This is a genomic window from Rhizobium sp. UGM030330-04 (assembly GCF_003208455.1).
GTDB classification, from domain to species: Bacteria; Pseudomonadota; Alphaproteobacteria; order Rhizobiales; family Rhizobiaceae; genus Agrobacterium; species Agrobacterium rhizogenes_A.
Map to the genome: position 1 here is coordinate 210,859 of NZ_QKML01000009.1, position 20,434 is coordinate 231,292.

The window sequence follows — 20,434 nt, forward strand, 5'->3', positions numbered from 1 at the left end:
CAGAGGAAATTGCTATGGCCTTATTTTCAGGATAAAACAGGTAATATGCACTTTTATTATTCGGATATGGCGTAAAAAGACATGGCAAATAGTCAAAAAACAGACGATCTGGACCATTTCGATCTCAAGATTCTCGAGGCGCTCAGCGAGGACGGGCGCATGTCCGTGCTGCAACTGTCAAAGAGGGTCGGTCTTTCCAAGACCCCGTGCCAGACACGGCTGAAGCGGCTGGTGGACGAGGGCTATATTCTTGGCTTCCGGGCCGTGCTCAATCCGCACAAGCTCGGCGTCGATCATATCGCCTTCGCCGAGGTCAAGCTTTCCGATACGCGCGAAAAGGCTCTGGAGGAGTTCAACACGGCGGTGCGCAAGATCAAGGAGGTGGAGGAGTGCCACATGATCGCCGGCGCCTTCGATTATCTCCTGAAAGTGCGCACCAGCGATATCCGCAAGTACCGAAGGGTGCTCGGTGAGAAAATCTCGAGCCTGCCATCGGTCGCCAACACCTCGACCTTCGTGGTCATGCAATCGGTCAAGGAAACGGGTATCTGAAGGGGTAACACGGAGACAGTGGTTGGCGCGCGCTCGCCGTATCATCCGCACACCGTCACCCCGGACTAGATCCGGGGTCCAGTGCGATCAAGTCATTGATCGCGAGAGAGTCTTTTCACGGCGCAGACGCGCCGTGGCTGGATACCGGATCAAGTCCGGCATGACGGAGGAGAGGTTTGCGGCCTTTGTCATCGTTTTAACGGGCAGACGCAGGCCTGCCCGTTCGCCACTGTTCGAATTCAGCGCTCTCAGCGTGCCGTCGCGGCGGCGGTGACCGCGCTCATCTGCGCGTCCGGGCCGAATTCGTTTTCGTTTTCGATGCCGAGCAATTCCTGCAGGCGCAGTCTTGCGCGGCTGACGCGGCTCTTGATCGTGCCGACCGGGCAACCGCAAATCTCGGCGGCTTCCTCATAGGCAAAACCCGAGGCGCCGATCAGCAGGATCGCTTCCCGCTGGTCATCCGGCAACTTTGCGAGCGCGGCGCGGAAATCCTGAAGGTCCACGGAACCATGCTGTTCCGGCGGCACTGAAAGGCGCGACGTATAGACCCCATCCGTATCCTGCACTTCACGTCCCGACTTGCGGATCTGGCTGTAGAATTCGTTGCGCAGGATCGTCACCAGCCATGCCCGCATATTGGTGCCCGGCTGGTAGCTGTCCTGTTTCGCCCATGCCTTCATGATCGTGTCCTGCACGAGGTCGTCGGCACGGTCCCGCGAGCGGATGAGCGAAATCGCAAAGGCGCGCAGGTTCGGCAGCGCCGCCAGCATTTCCCGCTTGAAATTGTATTCTGTCTGCTCCGGCTCTTTCGCCATCATTCCTCCGAAGCCTTCATTTTGGCTTTGCTTTCGGCTTCATCGAGTTTTTCGAGAAGGTCGAGGAATTTGTCAGGGATGCCTTCATCCTGAACGGCATCATAAAGCTCCCTGAGCTTGCGGGAAATCACCGCCCGCCCGGAGTGCGGAACCTGGGGGGCGGCCGAATTATCCGGCTGATCTTGGTCCGATTGAAATATGCTCATAACGTCCGGTATTCCTTTTGTGTCGTGGCAAAGAATGCGCGGTGAAAAAAATAGTTCCGGCGGCCCGGAACTTTTTTTGCGATGCGCACGTTGCTATCTTGGGTTTGCGTTGCAGACCGCATGAAAGGGGAGAATTCCATGTCAGTTTCTACACGCATCGCACCGCACCTGCCATATCTGCGCAGGTTCGCGCGTGCCGTTTGCGGCTCACAATCCACGGGCGATGCCTATGTTGCGGCAACACTCGAAGCTCTGATCGCCGATATCAGCATCTTCCCGCAGACAACCAGCGATCGCGTTTCGCTCTATCAATTGTTCGTATCGATCTTTAGTTCCGTCACGATCAATATTAAGGCCGACGAAAACCTGTCGGGATGGGAAAAGCGCGCTTCCGCGAACCTCTCCGCCGTGCCGCCGCTTGCCCGCCAGGCCTTCCTGCTGACGACGGTTGAGGAATTCACGCCTTCGGAGGCCGCTGAGGTTCTGAAAGTGTCGGAAGACCAGGTCGGCGGACTGATCGACGAAGCGGCTTCCGAAATCGCCCGCCAGGTCGCGACCGATATCATGATCATCGAGGATGAACCCCTCATCGCCATGGATATCGAACAGATGGTCACCGATCTCGGCCACCGTGTCACCGGCATCGCCCGCACGCATACCGAGGCGCTCGACCTTTTCCACCGTACCCAGCCGAAAATGATCCTTGCCGATATTCAGCTTGCGGACGGCAGTTCCGGTCTCGACGCGATGAAGGACATCCTGCAGATGACCACCCTCCCGGTCATCTTCATCACGGCCTTCCCCGAACGTCTTTTGACGGGCGAGCGGCCCGAGCCGACATTCCTTGTGACGAAACCCTTCAATCCGGACATGGTGAAAGCGCTTATCAGCCAGGCCCTGTTTTTCAACGAAAGCTCTCGCGTCGCAGCGTGAAATTTGCCGAAACTGCGGGCGGGCCGGGAACCAGTACGGTCCCCGGGCGTTGGCGGTTACGGTCGTGGGCTTGACCTGCGGCTTTCTGCAAGGAGACGAATTTGCATCGGCTGGCATGGCATAACGCGGAGAGGGACGAGGGCGAGCTGCACGATTCGCTTATCCTTGCCTTGCTCGATTCAGGTGAGACAGTCCTGCTTCAGGACTGGAACCGCGACTATATATTCGTTGCCAATCTTCCCGATGTCTGGAAGCTGCCAGCCGATTCCCATCCCACCGATGAAATTCTGTTCGGCAATGACCTGTCGGTTCGGCTTGCCGAGCTGAAAAAGGATATGGTGACGGCGGGCAGCCGTGGCATGCTGGAAGTCAATGCCGGCAAGGACCGTGTCTTCCAGTTCCAGGTCCATTCGACCTTCAATCAGTCAAACCAGATGGTGATGAAAACCACCATTCGCGAAGTGACGGCGGAAAGGCGGCGCGAGCAGCTTTTGCGCTCGCTGCTGCGCGAGGTCAGCCACCGCTCCAAGAACCTTTTGGCGATCATCCAGAGCCTTGCGGGCCAGACGGCCCGTTTCAGCCTCACCAAGGATGATTTTTTGCGCAAGTTCCGGGGCCGCCTGCACGCGCTTGCCCAGAGCCAGGATCTCATCACGGATTCGGACTGGCGCGGCGCGCGCATATTCGAGCTTCTGCGGCAGCAATTCGATCTCTATGTGCCGGAATATCCCAACCTCATCCACATGGAAGGCGAGAACCTTCTGCTCAACCCGAACGGGGCGCTTTATATCGGGCTCGCCTTTCACGAACTGGTGGTCAATACCGTCAGCCACAGCGGCAATCTCGCCTATCATCCGCCGATCTCTCTTCAGTGTCGGCAGGACGGCGATTTTTATATCGTCGAATGGAACGAGCCGATGATGCCGTCGAAGGAACCGGTGGAGGCCCGGCGCGGCAGCTTCGGCAGCGTGGTGCTGGAAAAGGTGGTGCCATCGGCTCTCGGAGGGAGCGCCGAATACCAGCTGACACCGGAGCGGATCGTCTACCGCCTGAAGTTCCCTTCGGGTGACGGCGCGGATTCCTGACAGAATTGCGGGGGCGTGGATGATGCCGGGCGCCCGTCTCCCATAGCGCAGGACCATAATAAAAAAGCACGGCCCATAGGAGAGCCGTGCTATTTTATGACGGGTTTTCAGGGGCGAAACCCGTTTATATTCAGCCAAGCTTCAGGCGGGGACGGGGGAATTGCTTGGCCTGCAGTAAAAATGCGCACTGCCGCATTCGGTTCCCGGAAAATGCAATTTTTTTGACAATGGCCAAATTCAGGGGCCAAATTCAAGCGGCCCGCGAGGGGATGCCTCAATGCGTCTGCTCGGGCCGCTTGGGGGCGAAATAGCGCATCGGCGCTTCCAGAGACCATTCAAAACCGGTGTCGCGATATTCCGTCGTCACATGCCCGCCGAACGCGCCTTCCGCATGTCGTTTGATGACGGTGGTACCGAAACCCTTGCGGCTCGGCTCGGTCGCGGGCGGCCCGCCTGTTTCCGTCCAGACGAGATGCAGCATTTGCCGACCGTCTTTTTCGAGCGGCTTCCAGCTTACAATTATCTTTCCGGCCGGAACCGAAAGGGCGCCATATTTGATGGAGTTCGTCGTCAGCTCATGCACCACGAGCCCGAAATTCTGCGCCGCTTCCGGCGAAAGCATGAAATCCTCTCCCTCCAGCACGACACGTTCGGCCACGGTGCCGAAAACGTCGAGATGGGTCTCGATCAGCTTGCGGATCGGCAGGCCCTGCCACTGAACCTCCGCCAGTGCGCGGATGGACATGCCGAGACCGCGCAGGCGGTGGTCGACCTCCTTCTGGAACTCCGGAATGCTTTTATTTTCCCGGCCCAGTTGCCGTATCATCGCCTGAACCAGCGTCAGGATGTTCTTGGAGCGGTGAACCAGTTCGTGCAGCAGCAGTTGCAGCCGCTCTTCCGACTGGCTCCTGTCGAAGGAGGCGTTGGAAAGCGCGATGGCGACCTGGTTGGCCTCCTTTATCTTGGTATCGACGGGGGCCACGATCTCGCCTTCACCGATACGCTCGGCCATGTGGGTCAGATCGCGGATGGAGCTGCGCAATTGCCGCCCGACCAGATAGGCGCCGCCGATGGCGATCAGCACCAGCACAAGGCTGCCGATCATCATCTGCCGCCAGGTGTCGATCAGCGCCGCCTGGCTTGCGGCCAGCGGTCCCCACATCACGGTCTTCCATTGCCAGCCCGGCAATTGCGCATAGGCATAGAGATTGCCCTTGCCATCGAAAAAATTGCCGCTGAAGGCCTGCATTTCCGAAAGTATGGCGGGGTTGACAAAGGGCTTGCCCACTTCCGCCTCATCCTGCGCGCTGGAAACGACGACGCGGTTGGTGCCATCGATGATGGCGACCGCCCAGTTGCGCGGCAGGTTTTCCGTGGGAATGAGCCGGCTGAGATCGCTGGCATTCTGCGTCAGGATCAGCGCGTCGCCGGCTGATCCAAGGTCCGGATCGAGCGGCATGGTGACGTTAAATACCCATTCCTTGCTGGTGGAGCCGAAAAACATGTCGGAAACGGTGATACGGCCGGAATCGATCGCCCTGGCCAGATTTGCCTCGGCCGGCACCTTGCCGAGAGGCTGGCCATAGGGCAGCCGGGTGTTGAGGCGCTGCTGGCCGTCCTTGGTGGCAAGAAGGGCGTAAAGGCCCTCCCTTTTCAGGCTTTCGGCGACACGCCCCTGAAACGCCGCGAGATTGCCGCTCTCAAGCTCGGGAAACTGCGACAGCAGGTTGAGCGAGGTGGCCATTTCCTGCAGGCGACGGTCGATGTTGCGGCTGACGACCCGGACATCCTCGATGGTTTCCCTCTGCAGGTCGTCGCGTTTTTCGGCTTCAAGCCGCAGCATCAGATAGCCGACGAAAAGAATCAGCGGCAGGGTGATGACGGTTGCCATCACCACCAGATAGGTGCCGATTGAGGCGGTCGGGAAAAAATTCGCGCTGCGCCGACGCAAAGCCGAGATCATGTCTTTCAGTCTGTCGCCGGGTGGAGGCATACAAAAAACTCCGGCAGTTATGGCATTGTTACGGCAGGGATAATAGCGCGCTGTCCCCCGTTAGCAATGCCTGTTTTTTACCTTCGGTTGTTGCAACACGCGACAATTGCATCGGCGTGACCGGAAAAAATCGGAACTATTTCAACGACGAGCCCGTTTGCAAAACGAACCGGCCCGGGAGCGAAAGTAAAATCAATCATCGCCCGGCCAGTTGAGAACGATGAAAGGAAGGTACGAAATGACAAAGAAACTTACGATACTCGTCACCGCCGCCCTGATGGGCACGACGGCTTTCGCGCCGCTGGCCATCGCTCAGGGCACCACCCAGCCCGCACCGGCAAATCCGGGCGCGCAGACAGAGCCGGCAACGCCGCCTGCAACTCCGATGACGCCTGCCGCCCCTTCGGCCAATGACAGCGCTGCCACGACCACGGGCGGCGCCTATATAACCGAGCAGGGCGAAACCCAGATCAGCGCCAATGACTATATCGGCAAGTCGGTCTACACCGCAGCCGATGAGAGCATCGGTAACGTCACCAATCTCATCATGGAAGAAGATGGCGGCCTCGTCGCGGCCGTGATCGGTGTCGGCGGTTTCCTCGGCATCGGCGCAAAGGATGTGGCCGTGCCGATGGACAAGGTGACGATGACCCGCAATGCGCAGGACGGTACCATCCGTCTGACAACCACGGAAACGGCGGAAACGCTGAAGGCTGCGCCCGAATTCAAGACGCTGGAACAGAAGGCCAGCGAGAAGAATGCGGCAACTCCGGCGGCGCCGGACAGCACGACGACATCCGCGACCAAGCCTTGATCCCATACCTGGGAGGCAGGAGCGGGACCGGGCTCTTAAAAGCCGTCCCGCGGGAGACACCGGCCCTCGGCCGGTGTCTTTTTGTTTTGGCCTGCGGGCTGCTCAATCTCCGGCGTTGCGCGAGGAATGCCATGCCCAGGCGGATCTGATGATATCCGACAGCGAATAACGCGGTTCCCATCCGAGAACTTCTCTCGCCTTGTCATTATTGGCGACAAGGGTGGTGGAATCGCCGTCGCGCCGCCCGGTATATTCGACCGGGAAGGGGCGGCCGGAAACGTCGGATATTGCTGCCAGCAGTTCCTTTACCGTGGTGCCGGTGCCGGTGCCGAGATTGAGTTCCACGGTTTCGCCGCCGGCGAGCAGATAATCCACCGCCCGCACATGCGCATCGGCAAGGTCGAGAATGTGAATGTAGTCACGCACACAGGTGCCGTCGCGCGTGTCGTAATCCGTGCCGAACACCTTGAAGCCCTGACGCCGTCCGAGAGCCGCCTCGATGGCCAGCGGGATCGCATGGGTTTCGGGCTTGTGCCATTCGCCGATCCGGCCTTCGAAATCCGCGCCCGCGGCATTGAAGTAGCGCAGCATGACCGAACGCAGCCCCTTATAGGTGCTGTAGTCCTTCAGCGCCTGCTCCACCACCCATTTGGTGCGGCCATAGGGGTTGATCGGCACCTGCCGGTGCGTCTCGTCGATCGGCACCTGTTCCGGCAGTCCGTAGGTGGCGCAGGTGGAGGAAAACACGAAGGCGGTGACGCCGGCATCGATGGCGGCCGAGAGCAGGTTGAGCGAGCCGATGACGTTGTTATCGTAGAAGGCGACGGGCTGCTTGACCGATTCGCCGACTTCGATCAGCGCGGCGAAGTGCAGAACGGCTTCCGGCCGGTGTTTGGCGAAGACTTCGTCGAGCCGCGCCCGGTCGCGGATATCGCCCTGTTCGAAGGGCCCCCAGCGGACGAATTCCTCATGCCCGTTGGACAGATTGTCGAAAACGACCGGTTCATATCCTCGCTCAGACAGGAGAAGGCAGGTGTGCGAACCGATATAGCCGGCACCGCCGACGACAAGGACTTTCTTCTTCATCAATCGCCTTTCAGAAAATTACGGACGCGCCGAGACTGTATGTCACTTTGTTCAAATAAGGGCGGCGTGGCGCAGGATGCCATCAACCAATCTATCCTTCGCGGGTAACATAAAAAAAACCGCGCATCCATGCTGTGGATGCGCGGTTTGCCCTGTCATGCCGCCAAGAAGTTACTTGGGCTTTTTCGTATTGACCCTGGTGGCCAGAAAACCGGCAGCGACAGCCACGGCTAGCGTTGCGTAGGGCCGTGCCTGAATGGCAAGGGTCAGCAGCGACTGCAGGGCCAGAGGCGCTGCCGTTAGCGGAGCAGCGGCCGTCAGCGGCGCGACCGGTCTTGCGGCATAGGCTTTCGGGCGTTTAACGATCGCCAGCGCCACCAGCATGATGACGCCAAGCAGGAAGGCCGAGCCGGCAACGACCAGCGCCGCCGGGCCTGCCCCGACATGATGCGCGAGGTAAATGGACCCCGCCACCACCGCGGCCACGAAGGCGATCAGGAAAAAGACCGCGGTCAACACCCAGAGGATGATGGTGGCGCGCAGGCGCCGTGTGACCACGCGTCCTTCGCGCTGGGTGTCTCCCAGATAGACCAGCAATGCCTCAAGCATGAGCGGCCGCCTTATCGACGTGTGAGAAGGGCAAGCACGAAACCGACGCCGACGGCGATGCCGAGGGACTGGAGCGGATTTTTCTGGACGTGGTCTGTCAGATTGTCGTTCAGCGTGGAGATTTCGCTGCGGACGCTGTCGGCCATCTCTCCGGAAGCGGTGAGCGCATCATCGGCCACCCGGGCTGCCTGCGCCTTCAGTTCGTGCGATGCTCCGACGCCGAGCGCCTTCACGCTCTTGGCAAGATTTGCCAGATCTTCGCGAAGCTGGGCGAGCTGCGCTGCCACATCGGCCGCATCACCGTTTTCGAGGGATTGCTGGATCTTGTCATTCACGCTGCTACGCACGCTTGCCATAGGTGAAGTCCTTCCTGAACATCGTTGATGGGAATGGCGGCATGTTCCAGACTGCCGCCGCTCACGAACCTTCGTTACGGCGGCGGAACACCCGCCTGTCCGCCATTCAAACGCACCCATGCCGGCTTGGTTCCGCAAGGGGAGGTGTTTTCTTCATGGGCATTTCGGCTCGGGGGCGATTTTCCGGGAATTCGGTGCCGGACATTTGTTTTCCTGTCACAAGCATCCTATAAGGCCCATCATCGAGACGTACCTTGACTTCAATCAATATGTGAAACGACATGCTCCAGACGCCCTATTACCTCATCGACAAGACAAAACTTCTTCGCAACATGGAGAAGATTGCCTATGTGCGGGAAAAATCCGGCGCCAAGGCGCTGCTCGCGCTGAAATGCTTCGCCACATGGTCGGTGTTCGATTTCATGTCGCAATATATGGATGGCACCACCTCGTCCTCGCTATACGAGGTGCGTCTCGGCCGCGAGAAATTCGGCGGCGAGACCCATGCCTATTCCGTCGCCTATGCCGATTATGAAATCGACGAGGTGATTGCGAATGCCGACAAGATCATCTTCAATTCGATCGGTCAGCTGGAGCGTTTCGCCGACAAGGCTTCCGGTATCACGCGCGGTCTGCGCCTCAACCCGCAGGTCAGCTCCTCAAGCTTCGATCTTGCCGATCCCGCGCGCCCGTTCAGCCGGCTGGGCGAATGGGACGTGGCCAAGGTCGACAAGGTCATGGACCGCATTTCCGGCTTCATGATCCACAACAATTGCGAAAACGGCGATTTCTCCCTGTTCGACCGGATGTTGACGCAGATCGAGGAAAAGTTCGGATCGCTGCTGTCGCGCGCCGAATGGGTGAGCCTCGGTGGTGGCATCCACTTCACCGGTGACAATTATCCGCTCGACCAGTTCTGCGACCGCTTGGCGGCGTTTTCGGAAAAATACGGCGTGCAGGTCTATCTGGAGCCGGGCGAAGCCTCGATTACGAAGAGCACGACGCTGGAAGTGACGGTTCTCGACACGCTGTTCAACGGCAAGAATCTGGCCATCGTCGACAGCTCCATCGAAGCCCATATGCTCGATCTGCTGATCTATCGCGAAACCGCCAAGGTTTCGCCGAACGAAGGCGAGCATCCCTATATGGTCTGCGGCAAGTCCTGCCTTGCCGGCGATATTTTCGGCGACTTCCGCTTCGACAAGGAATTGAAGGTCGGCGACCGCATCTCCTTCCAGGATGCGGCCGGCTATACCATGGTCAAGAAGAACTGGTTCAACGGCGTGAAGATGCCGGCGATCGCCATCAAGGAACTGGACGGCACCGTTCGCGCCGTTCGTGAATTCGACTTTGCCGATTTCGAGCAAAGCCTGTCTTAAACCCTGTTTTTAACATGAAACGAAGCTCATCCCCGCGGGGAAAAGGAGGCATCACCTGAAATGAAGAAGAACGTTCTGATCATCGGCGCCGGTGGCGTAGCACAGGTCGTGGCGCATAAATGCGCCCAGAACAGCGATGTATTGGGAGACATTCATATTGCGTCACGGACTTTGGGAAAGTGCCGCAAGATTGTCGAGTCCGTACGCGAAAAGAAGAGCCTCAAGACAGATGTGAAACTTGAGGCCCATGCGCTTGACGCGATGGATATCGAGGCGACGAAGGCCTTGATCAGGAAAACCGGCGTGGAAATCGTCATCAATGTCGGTTCGGCTTTCGTCAACATGTCCGTTCTTCGTGCCTGCATGGACACGGGTGTTGCCTATATGGATACGGCGATCCACGAGGATCCGACCAAGATCTGCGAGACGCCGCCGTGGTATGGAAACTACGAGTGGAAGCGCGCGCAAGAGTGCAAGGAAAAAGGCTTGACCGCCATTCTCGGCGTCGGCTTCGATCCGGGCGTGGTGAACGCCTATGCGCGTCTCGCCAAGGACGAGTATTTCGACAAGGTCACTTCGGTCGATATCGTCGATATCAATGCCGGCAGCCACGGCCGCTGGTTCTCGACCAACTTCGATCCGGAAATCAACTTTCGCGAATTCACGGGCGTTGTCTATTCCTGGCAGAAGGGTGAGTGGCAGACGAACCAGATGTTCGAAGTCGGCCAGGAATTCGACCTGCCGGTCGTCGGCAAGCAGAAGGCCTATATGACGGGTCACGACGAAGTGCATTCGCTGTCCAAGAACATGGACGGCGCGGATGTGCGCTTCTGGATGGGCTTCGGCGATCACTACATCAACGTCTTCACCGTGCTGAAGAACCTCGGCCTTCTGTCCGAAAAGCCGGTCAAGACGGCTGAAGGTCTCGAAGTCGTGCCGCTGAAGGTCGTCAAGGCCGTGCTGCCCGATCCGTCTTCGCTGGCGCCCGATTACGTCGGCAAGACCTGCATCGGCGATATCGTCAAGGGCATCAAGGACGGCAAGGAGCGCGAAGTCTTCATCTACAACGTGGCCGACCATAAGGAAGCCTACGAAGAAGTCGGCTCGCAGGGCATTTCCTACACCGCGGGCGTTCCGCCGGTCGCCGCTGCCATGCTCATCGCGACAGGTGAATGGGACGTGAAGCAGATGGCCAATGTGGAAGAGTTGCCGCCGAAGCCGTTCCTCAACCTCCTGAACAGGATCGGCCTGCCGAACCGCATCAAGGACGAGAACGGCGACCGCGCGCTCACATTCTGAGTGATGGTGCTCTGATCTGTCGAGACAATGGAGCCCCGCGAAAGCGGGGCTTTTTAATGGCGGCCTCAGCTTCTGGTGAGCTGCCCTATGAACAGATGCAGCGTTTTGTGCATTGCCTCCGAAGGGGGCTCGGCAACATGCCATTCCGGAAAATGTCCATCGATTGCCATGCGGGCAAGGCCATAGACCAGCGCGCGGGCGCCCAGCACGAGTTGATCCAGATCGAGGCCGTGGGGGAGCTGGCCGTTTTCACGCGCCCGCATCAACAGGCTGATCATCAGGCGCCTTATGGCGTCGTTCTGCTCACGTAAAATATCGGACGAATTGAAGTCGATCAGCGTTCGCGAACTTATGACCTCAAAATGCGTCGGATTGGCCAGCGCCCAGCGCAGATAACCGTGGCCAATGGCTTCGAAGGCGACAAGCGGGTCCTCATCGCCGGCCTGCGCTCTCGCGATTTCGACGGATTCCGTCAGCCGGTTCATGGCCTGCTCCGCAACAGCGGTCATCAAGGCCGCTTTTGAACGGAAATGCCTGAATGGCGCTCCCGGCGAGACGCCGGCACGCTTGGCGGCCTCACGGACGGAAACATTTTCAGCGCCCCGTTCCTCGATGATTGCGATCGTTGCCGCAACAAGTTCATCGACGAGATTGCCGTGGTGGTAGGGCCTGTCGCGTCCCGTCTTCTTGTCCTGAGCTTTTTCCATGGGCCTTGGGGTAGCACCAAATCGAGATGTAATCACTGATTATTTTATTGCGTCGAAATGAAGCTTGATGTAAGCATCGATTACATTGAGATATGGAGATTTCAATGGTGCACCCGGTTTTAAAAATCACTCTCGCATTTGCATTTTTCCCGATCGCCGCCGCCCATGCGCAGGACAGCCCGAAGCTGGAAATCGTGTGGCCGCAAGCGGGCGATGTCATCGAATTGGGCCATGATCCCGAACGGGCCATCGGCGTCGTCGTGAAAAGCAGCTTCAAGCTGCTTCCCGCCGGGCAGTGTGGAGGAGACGGCCAATGCGGCCATGTGCATATGAAAATCGACCCTTCGGGTGATACATGCAACATTCCCGGCCGGGCCTATAACAGCATGAACAGCGACTTCGGCGGTGATCTCATCAAGGCAAGGTTCGGACATTGCCCAAGCCCAACCGGCCGGCACGTCATCGGCATTCTGCTGGCAGATGACCACCACCGGCCCGTTCTGGTCGACGGCAAGCCGGTCACGGCTCTTGTCGAAGTGACAACCAAAGACTGATCGCAGGAATGTCGGCAGCGGTCGCGTTGCGATGGCGCAATAAAAAAGGTCCCGTGCAAACGGGACCTTTATCTCGATAAACCTGAAAGCCGGGGCGTCCTCAGCCCTTCGTCGGCTTCGGTCCACGCTTTTCGAAGGGCTTGTCCTTCTTGCCCTCGTATTTCGGCTTGTCGCCGAAGGGCTTCTTCTTTTTCCAGGGCTTGTCGTCACCACCCTTGCGGTCGTCACGCTCGCCGCCGGCATGGTCCGATTTGCCGAATTTGCGCTGCGCCTTTGCCGGGCGCGTGTCTTCGCGGAAGCCGCCGGTCATTTCCGGCTTGCCTTCGAGCGCCTTCAGGCGAATGCCCTTTTCGAGCGTCATGTCCTTGCCGATGGCGGAGGTGAAGCGATCGACGGCATCGGCCGCCAGTTCCACAAAGGTCTCCGTCTGCTGCATGCGGATCGCGCCAATATCCTGGCGGGTGATCTTGCCGAAACGGCAGAGCATGGGGATCAGCCAGCGGGGCTCGGCGCTCTGCTTGCGGCCGACGGACAGCGAAAACCAGGCGCTGTCGGCGAAATCAGAGCGTTCGCGGCGCGGCGCATTGTTTTCGACCGTCTCGAAACTGTCGCGGCGCGGCTTGCGATTGTTGTCCAGCGAGACTTCGGCGATGTCTTCGGGCGCGGAACGTCCGGCGTGGTAAAGGCGCACGAAAGCGGCGGCGACTTTTTCCGCGCCGTGCTGTTCGAGCAGTCTGGTGACGAAATCGCGTTCGTCCTCGGCCACGGCCTCGGTGAGCGACGGATCGGCCAGAAGACGGGCGCCATCACGCTCGACGATCTCTTCGGCGGAAGGCGGACGTACCCATGCCGGGCTGACCTTGGCGCCGTCCAGCAGGCGTTCTGCCTTGCGGCGCTGGTTGACCGGTACCACGATGGCGCTGACGCCCTTCTGACCGGCGCGGCCGGTACGGCCGGAGCGGTGCAGAAGCGTTTCGGAATTGGTCGGCAGGTCGGCATGGATGACGAGTTCGAGACCCGGCAGGTCGATGCCGCGGGCGGCAACGTCGGTCGCCACGCAGACGCGGGCGCGGCCGTCGCGCATGGCCTGCAGCGCGTGGGTGCGCTCGTTCTGGGTGAGTTCGCCGGAGAGAGCAACGACGGCAAAGCCGCGATTGTTGAGCCGCGCCGTCAGATGGTTCACTGCCGCACGGGTGGAGCAGAAGACGATGGCGTTGCGGGCTTCGTAAAAGCGCAGCGCATTGATGATGGCGTTCTCGCGGTCGGCCGGCGTTACCAGCATGGCGCGATATTCGATATCCACATGCTGCTTCTGTTCGGAAGCGGTGGCGATGCGTACTGCGTTCTTCTGGTAGCTTTCGGCCAGCTTGGCGATGCTGCGCGGCACGGTGGCCGAGAACATCAGGGTGCGGCGGGTTTCCGGGGATTCCTCCAGAATGAATTCCAGATCCTCGCGGAAACCGAGATCGAGCATCTCGTCCGCCTCGTCCAGCACCACGGCGCGGATCGAGGAGAGATCAAGCGCGCCGCGCTTGATGTGGTCGCACAGACGCCCGGGGGTGCCGACGACGATATGGGCGCCACGCTCCAGCGCCCGGCGCTCGGTGCGGATATCCATGCCGCCGACGCAGGATGCGATGGAGACCCCGGCGAATTCGTAAAGCCATTCCAGCTCGCGCTTCACCTGCATGGCCAGTTCGCGGGTCGGCGCGATGGCAAGCGCCAGCGGTGCGGAAGCCTGACCGAAGCGGCCATTCTCCGGCAGAAGGGTCGGCGCCAGTGCAATGCCGAAGGCGACCGTCTTGCCGGAACCGGTCTGCGCGGAAACCAGCGCGTCCTTTTCGGCCAGTTCCGGCGCAAGCATGGCCTTCTGCACGGGGGTCAAGTCTTTATAGCCGCGTTTTTCCAACGCCTGCGCGATCGCCGGGGCGATACCCTGGGTGTCTGTCATCTACCGTCTTTCGGATATGAAGCTGCCCGCATCCGCCCGAAACCAATAGGTCCTAAAGTCTCCGGGGCAGCCGATACAGGCCATTTCGGCCATCTGGCCGGTTGCATTGCCGCGCTCATACTGCGAATGGGCCGGTTTGTACAGTGCACTGCGGTACGCTCTTTTACGGGTGCTTTATCCGCCCGCCGTTTTCATCGCGCCATTGTTCACGCCCGGCGCTGCGAAAAAGGCGTACCGCATGGTTCATAAACGGCATTGCGTGCCCCCCTCCTTTTCGCTAAGAGACCCGCAACTTGAGGCTCTTTGTCAGGAAGGGCCGACTGGGTTTGTTCTTGTCCGTCCGCTCTTTGAACGAGCCGGCGGGAAAATGGGATGGTACTGGTCAAGGCTATGGCTCGCATTGTCATGAAATTCGGCGGCACGTCCGTCGCGAACCTCGAACGCATTCACAATGTCGCACGGCATGTGAAACGCGAAGTGGATGCCGGCCATGAAGTGGCCGTGGTCGTTTCCGCCATGTCCGGCAAAACCAACGAGCTGGTGGACTGGGTGCAGAATGCTGCGAAAGTGGCCGGCACCAACGCCGCCTCTTTTTATGATGCGCGCGAATATGACGCGGTTGTCGCATCCGGCGAGCAGGTCACCTCCGGTCTGCTGGCGATCACCCTGCAATCCATGGGCATCAATGCACGCTCCTGGCAGGGCTGGCAGATTCCGATCCGTACCGACAATGCGCATGGCGCCGCCCGTATTCTCGAGATTGACGGGTCCGACATCGTCAAGCGCATGGGTGAGGGACAGGTTGCCGTCGTTGCCGGTTTCCAGGGCATCGGCCCGGATAATCGCATCGCGACGCTCGGTCGCGGCGGCTCGGACACCTCCGCCGTTGCGATTGCCGCCGCCGTCAAGGCGGACCGTTGCGACATCTATACCGATGTCGACGGCGTCTACACCACCGACCCGCGCATCGAGCCCAAGGCTCGCCGCATGAAGAAGATCGCCTTCGAGGAAATGCTCGAAATGGCCTCTCTCGGCGCTAAGGTTCTGCAGGTTCGCTCGGTCGAGCTTGCCATGGTACACAAGGTGCGCACCTTCGTTCGCTCCAGTTTCGAGGATCCCGATGCGCCGGGCATGGGCGACCTCATCAACCCGCCCGGTACTTTGATTTGTGACGAGGATGAAATCGTGGAACAGGAAGTCGTAACCGGCATCGCCTATGCCAAGGATGAAGCACAGATCTCGCTGCGCCGCGTGGCCGACCGTCCGGGCGTTTCCGCCGCGATCTTCGGTCCGCTCGCGGAAGCGCATATCAATGTCGACATGATCGTGCAGAACATCTCCGAAGACGGCTCGCGCACCGACATGACCTTCACCGTTCCTTCGGGCGACGTTGCCAAGGCGCTCAAGGTTCTGGAAGACAACAAGGCCCAGATCGGTTTCGATGTCGCGCAGAACGAGACGGGTCTCGCCAAGGTTTCGGTCATCGGTATCGGCATGCGCAGCCACGCCGGCGTTGCCGCAAGCGCCTTCAAGGCACTTGCCGAGAAGAACATCAACATCAAGGCCATCACGACGTCGGAGATCAAGATTTCGATCCTGATCGACGGCGCCTATGCCGAACTTGCGGTTCGCACTTTGCATTCCGCCTACGGTCTCGATAAGAGCTAAGCCGAGACATCGGTTCCCGATACTCCGATTCTTCGGAGTTGCGTTCTTCCGATGTGGCGTTTCATGAAAGCGTGTCCCTTGCGGGACGCGCTTCTGGCGCTATAAATTTTTAAATGACGTTTCGATTCTCGAATATTATGACATTCGGATCGGAAGTGTCGGGGAGCAAACGCGATGAGAGACCTTTCCGCAGGTCCGCGCGTCCTGCTCAAGCGGCTGCGCGAAATGATGGCGGAGCACCTTGAACCGCAGGATCGTCTGGACCAGATCGTCCGTCAGATTGCCAGCAACATGGTGGCGGAGGTTTGCTCGGTCTACGTGCTGCGTTCCGACAGCGTGCTGGAGCTTTACGCCACCGAAGGTCTCAACAAGGATGCCGTGCATCTTGCCCAGCTGAAAATGGGGCAAGGTCTTGTCGGCACCATCGCCGCTTCCGCCCAGCCGCTCAATCTTTCCGATGCGCAGGCGCATCCCGCTTTCCGCTATCTTCCTGAAACCGGTGAGGAAATTTATCATTCCTTCCTCGGCGTGCCGATTTTGCGCTCCGGTCGCACTCTTGGCGTTCTTGTGGTCCAGAACAAGGCCAGCCGAACGTACCGGGAGGATGAAGTTGAAGCGCTCGAGACAACCGCGATGCTTATCGCTGAAATAGTGGCGAGCGGCGAGTTGAAGAAGATCACCCGCCCCGGCGTGGAGCTGGACCTGACGCGCGCCGTCTCCATCGATGGCGACGCCTATGGTGAGGGTATCGGTCTTGGTCACGTCGTGCTGCACGATCCCCGCATCGTCGTCACCAATCTGCTCAATGAGGATGCGGACACGGAAATCCGGCGTCTTGCCGATGCCATCGGTTCGCTGCGGCTCTCCATCGACGACATGTTGCAGCGCCGCGACGTGCCGACCGAAGGCGAGCATCGCGAGGTTCTCGAGACCTACCGCATGTTCGCCCATGATCAGGGCTGGGTGCGGCGCATGGAAGAGGCGATCCGCAACGGCCTGACGGCGGAAGCGGCGGTCGAGAAGGTGCAGAGCGACACCAAGGCGCGCATGATGCGCCTGACCGATCCTTATCTGCGCGAGCGCATGCATGATTTCGACGATCTCGCCAACCGGCTGCTGCGGCAGCTGATCGGTTTCGGCGGACGTGGACCGGAGCAGGATTTCCCGCTCGACGCCATCGTGCTTGCGCGCGCCATGGGCGCTGCCGAGTTGCTCGATTATCCGCGCGAAAAATTGCGCGGTCTGGTGCTGGAAGATGGCGCGGTGACGAGCCATGTCGTCATCGTGGCGCGTGCCATGGGCATTCCGATCATCGGGCAGGCGACCGGTATCGTCGCACTCGCCGAAAACAACGATCCCATCATCATCGATGGCGATGACGGTCAGGTGCATCTGCGCCCGATGTCGGATTTGCAGCGCGCCTATGAGGAAAAAGTGCGGCTTCGCGCCCGGCGGCAGGAGCAGTTCCGCGCGCTGCGCAATGTCGAGCCGATCACCAAGGATGGCCAGAAGGTCAATCTGAAGATGAATGCGGGCCTTCTGGTAGACCTGCCGCAGCTTGACGAATCCGGCGCCGACGGCATTGGCCTGTTCCGCACCGAGCTGCAATTCATGATCGCCTCCAACATGCCGAAGGGCGAGGAGCAGGAGGCCTTCTACCGCTCCGTGCTGCGGCAGGCCAAGGGCAAGAGCGTCACCTTCCGCACGCTGGATATCGGCGGCGACAAGGTCGTTTCTTATATGCGCGGCCAGGAAGAGGAAAACCCGGCGCTGGGCTGGCGGGCGATCCGCCTGTCGCTCGACCGGCCGGGCCTGATGCGCACGCAGATGCGGGCGTTGCTGCGGGCTGCCTCCGGAGCGGAACTGCGGATGATGTTGCCGATGGTGACGGAAGTGTCCGAAATCCGCGCGGCACGCGATCTGTTGCAGAAGGAAGTGCAGCATCTTTCGAAGTTCAGCCATGCGCTGCCGAAGAAGCTGCAATTCGGCGCGATGCTGGAAGTGCCATCGCTGATGTGGCAGCTCGACGAGCTGATGCAGGAGGTGGATTTCGTTTCCGTCGGTTCGAACGACCTGTTCCAGTTCTCCATGGCGGTCGATCGTGGCAATGCAAGGGTTTCGGATCGTTTCGACAATCTCGGCAAGCCGTTCCTGCGCATCCTGCGGGATATCGTCCGGGCTGGCGAAAGGCATCACACCTCGGTCACACTGTGCGGCGAGATGGCGGGCAAGCCACTGACCGCCATGGCGCTGATCGGTCTTGGTTTCCGGTCGATTTCCATGTCGCCGACGGCAATCGGCCCGGTCAAGGCCATGCTGCTCGGCCTCGACGCCGCGCGTCTGGCCGATGAGCTGAATGCCGTGCTCGACGATCATAATTCGCTGGAAAGCGGGCGCGAGGTGTTGTTACGCTTTGCCGCAGCGCATTCCATTCCCATTTAAAAGACTTATTTTATTATCGGAGTGACTGGTGGCGAAGCTTCCCGTCGAAAAAATGCGCGAGTTGGAAAGGCGTTTCGGAGAGATCGAAGCGCGGATGTCGGCCGGCCCGGCAGCGGATGTCTATGTGAAGCTGGCCTCGGAATATTCCGAACTCCAGCCGGTGGTGAACAAGATCCGCGATTATGAGAAGGCAATTGCCGAGGCTGCCGATCTTGAGGCGCTGCTTGCCGACAGGGAAACCGACAGGGACATGCGCGATCTGGCGGAAATGGAACTGCCGGAGATCGAGATCCGCATCGGCGAGCTTGAGAAGGACATGCAGGTCCTGCTGCTTCCCAAGGATGCGGCCGATGAAAAAAGCGCGATCCTTGAAATCCGCGCCGGCACCGGCGGCTCCGAGGCGGCGCTTTTCGCCGGCGATCTGTTCCGCATGTATGAGCGCTTCGCATCGACCAAGGGCTGGAAGGTGGAAGTTCTTTCCGCCAGTGAAGGTGAAGCGGGCGGTTACAAGGAAATCATCGCCACGATCAGCGGGCGAGGGGTGTTCTCCAAGCTGAAATTCGAATCCGGCGTGCACCGCGTTCAGCGTGTACCGGAAACGGAGGCGAGCGGCCGCATCCATACTTCTGCTGCCACGGTTGCGGTGCTGCCGGAAGCGGAAGATATCGACATCGAGATCCGCCCGGAAGACATCCGCATCGATACCATGCGCGCTTCCGGCGCTGGTGGCCAGCACGTCAACACCACCGACTCCGCGGTTCGTATCACCCATCTTCCAACGGGATTGATCGTCACCAGTTCGGAGAAATCCCAGCACCAGAACCGCGCCAAGGCCATGCAGGTTCTGCGTTCGCGCCTTTACGACATCGAGCGCCAGAAGGTGGACAGCGAACGTTCGGCCGACCGCAAGAGCCAGGTCGGTTCGGGCGACCGGTCCGAGCGCATCCGCACCTATAATTTCCCGCAGGGCCGCGTCACCGATCACCGCATCAACCTCACCCTCTACAAGCTCGACCGGATGATCGAAGGCGAAATCGATGAGCTTGTGGATGCGCTGATCGCCGATTACCAGGCCGGCCAGCTCGCACTTCTTGGCGAACAGCAGCCTTGAGCGGCGCTGAAGGAACCGTTTCGGCCGAACTTGCCGCCGCCCGCAAACGGCTGCAGGTGGCGGGCGTGTCCGATCCGTTTCTCGATGCGCGTCTGTTGATCGCGGAGATCATCGGCTTTTCATTGACCGATTTCGTGATGAAGCCCGACCATCCGCTTACGTGCGAAGAGCAGGCCCGCATCGCCGCCATGGTCGAAAGGCGGGCCGGGGGGGAGCCGGTTCATCGCATCCTCGGCCACCGGGAGTTTCATGGTCTCGATCTTCTGCTGTCGAAAGAGACGCTTGAGCCCCGTCCGGATACGGAGGTTCTCGTTGACACCGTGTTGCCGGCATTAAAAGAGGCGGTCTCCCAAAAGGGCAGCGCCCGCGTGCTGGATCTGGGCACGGGCACGGGGGCGATCTGCCTCGCGCTTTTGAAGGAATGCCCCGGAGCGACCGGTATCGGCAGCGATATTTCCGCTGACGCGCTGGAAACGGCTGCGAAAAACGCTTCCAGAAACGGGCTCGAAGCGCGTTTCGAGATCAGGCAGAGCGACTGGTTCGAAAAAATCTCTGGCCGCTTTGACATAATTGTGTCGAATCCGCCTTATATAAGAAGCGATATCGTTACAACGCTCGACCGAGAGGTTCGTCATCATGATCCGATGGCGGCGCTGGACGGAGGTCAGGACGGCCTTGCACCGTACCGCCTTATTGCTGCCGATGCAGGTCGTTTTCTTGTGGAAAACGGGATCGTCGGTGTGGAGATCGGTTTCGATCAAAGGCTTGATGTTTCCGCCATATTTGCTTCCCACGGTTTCTCTCTTCTGGACGCCGTGAAGGATTATGGCGGCAACGACAGAGTTTTGATCTTCCGGAGATAGTTCTTCACGAT

Annotated in this window: 19 protein-coding genes; 11 read left to right on the plus strand and 8 right to left on the minus strand. The window is 59.6% G+C overall.

Features of this window, described 5'->3' with window-relative positions; genetic code table 11:
• Nucleotides 1-81: 81 nt before the first annotated feature.
• Nucleotides 82-552 (plus strand): Lrp/AsnC ligand binding domain-containing protein, encoded by a 471-nt coding sequence (locus N434_RS15710; protein ID WP_110759151.1) that lies wholly within the window; start codon nt 82-84, stop codon nt 550-552.
• 248 nt (nt 553-800) lie between these two features.
• On the opposite strand, the gene N434_RS15715 is transcribed toward N434_RS15710, so the two are convergent.
• Together N434_RS15715 and N434_RS15720 are read right to left on the minus strand one after the other, a co-directional pair.
• Nucleotides 801-1,367, minus strand: a complete 567-nt coding sequence (locus N434_RS15715; protein ID WP_003508744.1) for an RNA polymerase sigma factor — start codon at nt 1,365-1,367, stop codon at nt 801-803.
• Nucleotides 1,367-1,573, minus strand: coding sequence for a NepR family anti-sigma factor (locus tag N434_RS15720; protein WP_065116384.1), 207 nt, complete (start codon nt 1,571-1,573; stop codon nt 1,367-1,369). Before N434_RS15720 ends, N434_RS15715 begins: the two co-directional genes overlap by 1 nt.
• Before the next feature lie 138 nt (nt 1,574-1,711).
• Between N434_RS15720 and N434_RS15725 the strand changes: the two genes are divergently transcribed.
• Together N434_RS15725 and N434_RS15730 are read left to right on the plus strand one after the other, a co-directional pair.
• A complete protein-coding gene (locus tag N434_RS15725; protein ID WP_065116385.1) occupies nt 1,712-2,506 on the plus strand; it encodes a response regulator in 795 nt (264 codons plus the stop codon).
• A gap of 101 nt (nt 2,507-2,607) precedes the next feature.
• Nucleotides 2,608-3,591 carry a sensor histidine kinase gene (locus N434_RS15730; protein ID WP_065116386.1) on the plus strand — a complete coding sequence of 328 codons (984 nt, stop codon included), beginning with the start codon at nt 2,608-2,610 and terminating at the stop codon, nt 3,589-3,591.
• 274 nt (nt 3,592-3,865) lie between these two features.
• Here N434_RS15730 and N434_RS15735 read toward each other — a convergent pair whose 3' ends face one another.
• Complete coding sequence (locus N434_RS15735) at nt 3,866-5,584, minus strand: sensor histidine kinase (protein ID WP_065116387.1); 1,719 nt, start codon at nt 5,582-5,584, stop codon at nt 3,866-3,868.
• A 238-nt stretch (nt 5,585-5,822) separates the two neighbouring features.
• Here N434_RS15735 and N434_RS15740 point away from each other — a divergent pair, with 238 nt between their 5' ends.
• Nucleotides 5,823-6,398, plus strand: a complete 576-nt coding sequence (locus N434_RS15740; protein WP_110759153.1) for a PRC-barrel domain-containing protein — start codon at nt 5,823-5,825, stop codon at nt 6,396-6,398.
• Nucleotides 6,399-6,500: 102 nt separating this feature from the next.
• Here the strand turns inward: N434_RS15740 and galE are convergent, their stop codons facing one another.
• The 3 genes from galE to N434_RS15755 form a co-directional block, all read right to left on the minus strand.
• The gene (gene galE, locus N434_RS15745; protein ID WP_110759154.1) at nt 6,501-7,484 is read right to left on the minus strand and encodes a UDP-glucose 4-epimerase GalE; all 984 of its coding nucleotides are present in this window, start codon (nt 7,482-7,484) and stop codon (nt 6,501-6,503) included.
• A 171-nt stretch (nt 7,485-7,655) separates the two neighbouring features.
• Nucleotides 7,656-8,093, minus strand: coding sequence for a hypothetical protein (locus tag N434_RS15750; RefSeq protein WP_065116390.1), 438 nt, complete (start codon nt 8,091-8,093; stop codon nt 7,656-7,658).
• A gap of 11 nt (nt 8,094-8,104) precedes the next feature.
• A complete protein-coding gene (locus N434_RS15755; protein WP_020009943.1) occupies nt 8,105-8,449 on the minus strand; it encodes an ElaB/YgaM/YqjD family protein in 345 nt (114 codons plus the stop codon).
• 281 nt (nt 8,450-8,730) lie between these two features.
• Here N434_RS15755 and nspC point away from each other — a divergent pair, with 281 nt between their 5' ends.
• Both nspC and N434_RS15765 read left to right on the plus strand, forming a co-directional pair.
• Entirely contained in the window at nt 8,731-9,828 is a 1,098-nt protein-coding gene (gene nspC / locus N434_RS15760) for a carboxynorspermidine decarboxylase (protein ID WP_065116391.1), read from the plus strand.
• A 60-nt stretch (nt 9,829-9,888) separates the two neighbouring features.
• Nucleotides 9,889-11,127: a saccharopine dehydrogenase family protein gene (locus N434_RS15765; RefSeq protein WP_110759156.1), complete on the plus strand. Its 1,239-nt coding sequence runs from the start codon at nt 9,889-9,891 to the stop codon at nt 11,125-11,127.
• Between the two features lie 65 nt (nt 11,128-11,192).
• Here the strand turns inward: N434_RS15765 and N434_RS15770 are convergent, their stop codons facing one another.
• A complete protein-coding gene (locus N434_RS15770; RefSeq protein WP_110759158.1) occupies nt 11,193-11,834 on the minus strand; it encodes a TetR/AcrR family transcriptional regulator in 642 nt (213 codons plus the stop codon).
• 104 nt (nt 11,835-11,938) lie between these two features.
• On the opposite strand from N434_RS15770, the gene N434_RS15775 reads away from it, so the two are divergent.
• On the plus strand, nt 11,939-12,388 hold the full coding sequence (locus N434_RS15775; RefSeq protein WP_110759197.1) for a hypothetical protein: 450 nt from the start codon (nt 11,939-11,941) through the stop codon (nt 12,386-12,388).
• A 100-nt stretch (nt 12,389-12,488) separates the two neighbouring features.
• Here N434_RS15775 and N434_RS15780 read toward each other — a convergent pair whose 3' ends face one another.
• Entirely contained in the window at nt 12,489-14,339 is a 1,851-nt protein-coding gene (locus tag N434_RS15780; RefSeq protein ID WP_065116395.1) for a DEAD/DEAH box helicase, read from the minus strand.
• Nucleotides 14,340-14,729: 390 nt separating this feature from the next.
• Here N434_RS15780 and N434_RS15790 point away from each other — a divergent pair, with 390 nt between their 5' ends.
• The 4 genes from N434_RS15790 to prmC all read left to right on the plus strand — a co-directional run bounded on the left by N434_RS15790 (nt 14,730) and on the right by prmC (nt 20,423).
• Nucleotides 14,730-16,007, plus strand: a complete 1,278-nt coding sequence (locus N434_RS15790) for an aspartate kinase (protein WP_065116412.1) — start codon at nt 14,730-14,732, stop codon at nt 16,005-16,007.
• Nucleotides 16,008-16,181: 174 nt separating this feature from the next.
• Nucleotides 16,182-18,449 (plus strand): phosphoenolpyruvate--protein phosphotransferase, encoded by a 2,268-nt coding sequence (ptsP, locus tag N434_RS15795; protein WP_110759159.1) that lies wholly within the window; start codon nt 16,182-16,184, stop codon nt 18,447-18,449.
• A gap of 28 nt (nt 18,450-18,477) precedes the next feature.
• Nucleotides 18,478-19,560 carry a peptide chain release factor 1 gene (prfA, locus tag N434_RS15800; RefSeq protein WP_065116397.1) on the plus strand — a complete coding sequence of 361 codons (1,083 nt, stop codon included), beginning with the start codon at nt 18,478-18,480 and terminating at the stop codon, nt 19,558-19,560.
• Complete coding sequence (gene prmC / locus N434_RS15805) at nt 19,557-20,423, plus strand: peptide chain release factor N(5)-glutamine methyltransferase (protein WP_110759161.1); 867 nt, start codon at nt 19,557-19,559, stop codon at nt 20,421-20,423. The genes prfA and prmC overlap by 4 nt, the downstream gene beginning before the upstream one ends.
• Nucleotides 20,424-20,434 lie beyond the last annotated feature (11 nt).

Bases quoted from the DNA above. Each gene is read 5' to 3' on its own strand.
- N434_RS15715 (WP_003508744.1), bottom strand. From the start codon at position 1,367: ATGGCGAAAGAGCCGGAGCAGACAGAATACAATTTCAAGCGGGAAATG.
- nspC (WP_065116391.1), top strand. From the start codon at position 8,731: ATGCTCCAGACGCCCTATTACCTCATCGACAAGACAAAACTTCTTCGC.
- N434_RS15740 (WP_110759153.1), top strand. From the start codon at position 5,823: ATGACAAAGAAACTTACGATACTCGTCACCGCCGCCCTGATGGGCACG.
- N434_RS15790 (WP_065116412.1), top strand. From the start codon at position 14,730: ATGGCTCGCATTGTCATGAAATTCGGCGGCACGTCCGTCGCGAACCTC.
- N434_RS15720 (WP_065116384.1), bottom strand. From the start codon at position 1,573: ATGAGCATATTTCAATCGGACCAAGATCAGCCGGATAATTCGGCCGCC.
- N434_RS15775 (WP_110759197.1), top strand. From the start codon at position 11,939: ATGGTGCACCCGGTTTTAAAAATCACTCTCGCATTTGCATTTTTCCCG.
- N434_RS15770 (WP_110759158.1), bottom strand. From the start codon at position 11,834: ATGGAAAAAGCTCAGGACAAGAAGACGGGACGCGACAGGCCCTACCAC.
- ptsP (WP_110759159.1), top strand. From the start codon at position 16,182: ATGAGAGACCTTTCCGCAGGTCCGCGCGTCCTGCTCAAGCGGCTGCGC.
- N434_RS15765 (WP_110759156.1), top strand. From the start codon at position 9,889: ATGAAGAAGAACGTTCTGATCATCGGCGCCGGTGGCGTAGCACAGGTC.
- N434_RS15710 (WP_110759151.1), top strand. From the start codon at position 82: ATGGCAAATAGTCAAAAAACAGACGATCTGGACCATTTCGATCTCAAG.
- galE (WP_110759154.1), bottom strand. From the start codon at position 7,484: ATGAAGAAGAAAGTCCTTGTCGTCGGCGGTGCCGGCTATATCGGTTCG.
- N434_RS15780 (WP_065116395.1), bottom strand. From the start codon at position 14,339: ATGACAGACACCCAGGGTATCGCCCCGGCGATCGCGCAGGCGTTGGAA.
- N434_RS15755 (WP_020009943.1), bottom strand. From the start codon at position 8,449: ATGGCAAGCGTGCGTAGCAGCGTGAATGACAAGATCCAGCAATCCCTC.
- N434_RS15750 (WP_065116390.1), bottom strand. From the start codon at position 8,093: ATGCTTGAGGCATTGCTGGTCTATCTGGGAGACACCCAGCGCGAAGGA.
- N434_RS15735 (WP_065116387.1), bottom strand. From the start codon at position 5,584: ATGCCTCCACCCGGCGACAGACTGAAAGACATGATCTCGGCTTTGCGT.
- N434_RS15725 (WP_065116385.1), top strand. From the start codon at position 1,712: ATGTCAGTTTCTACACGCATCGCACCGCACCTGCCATATCTGCGCAGG.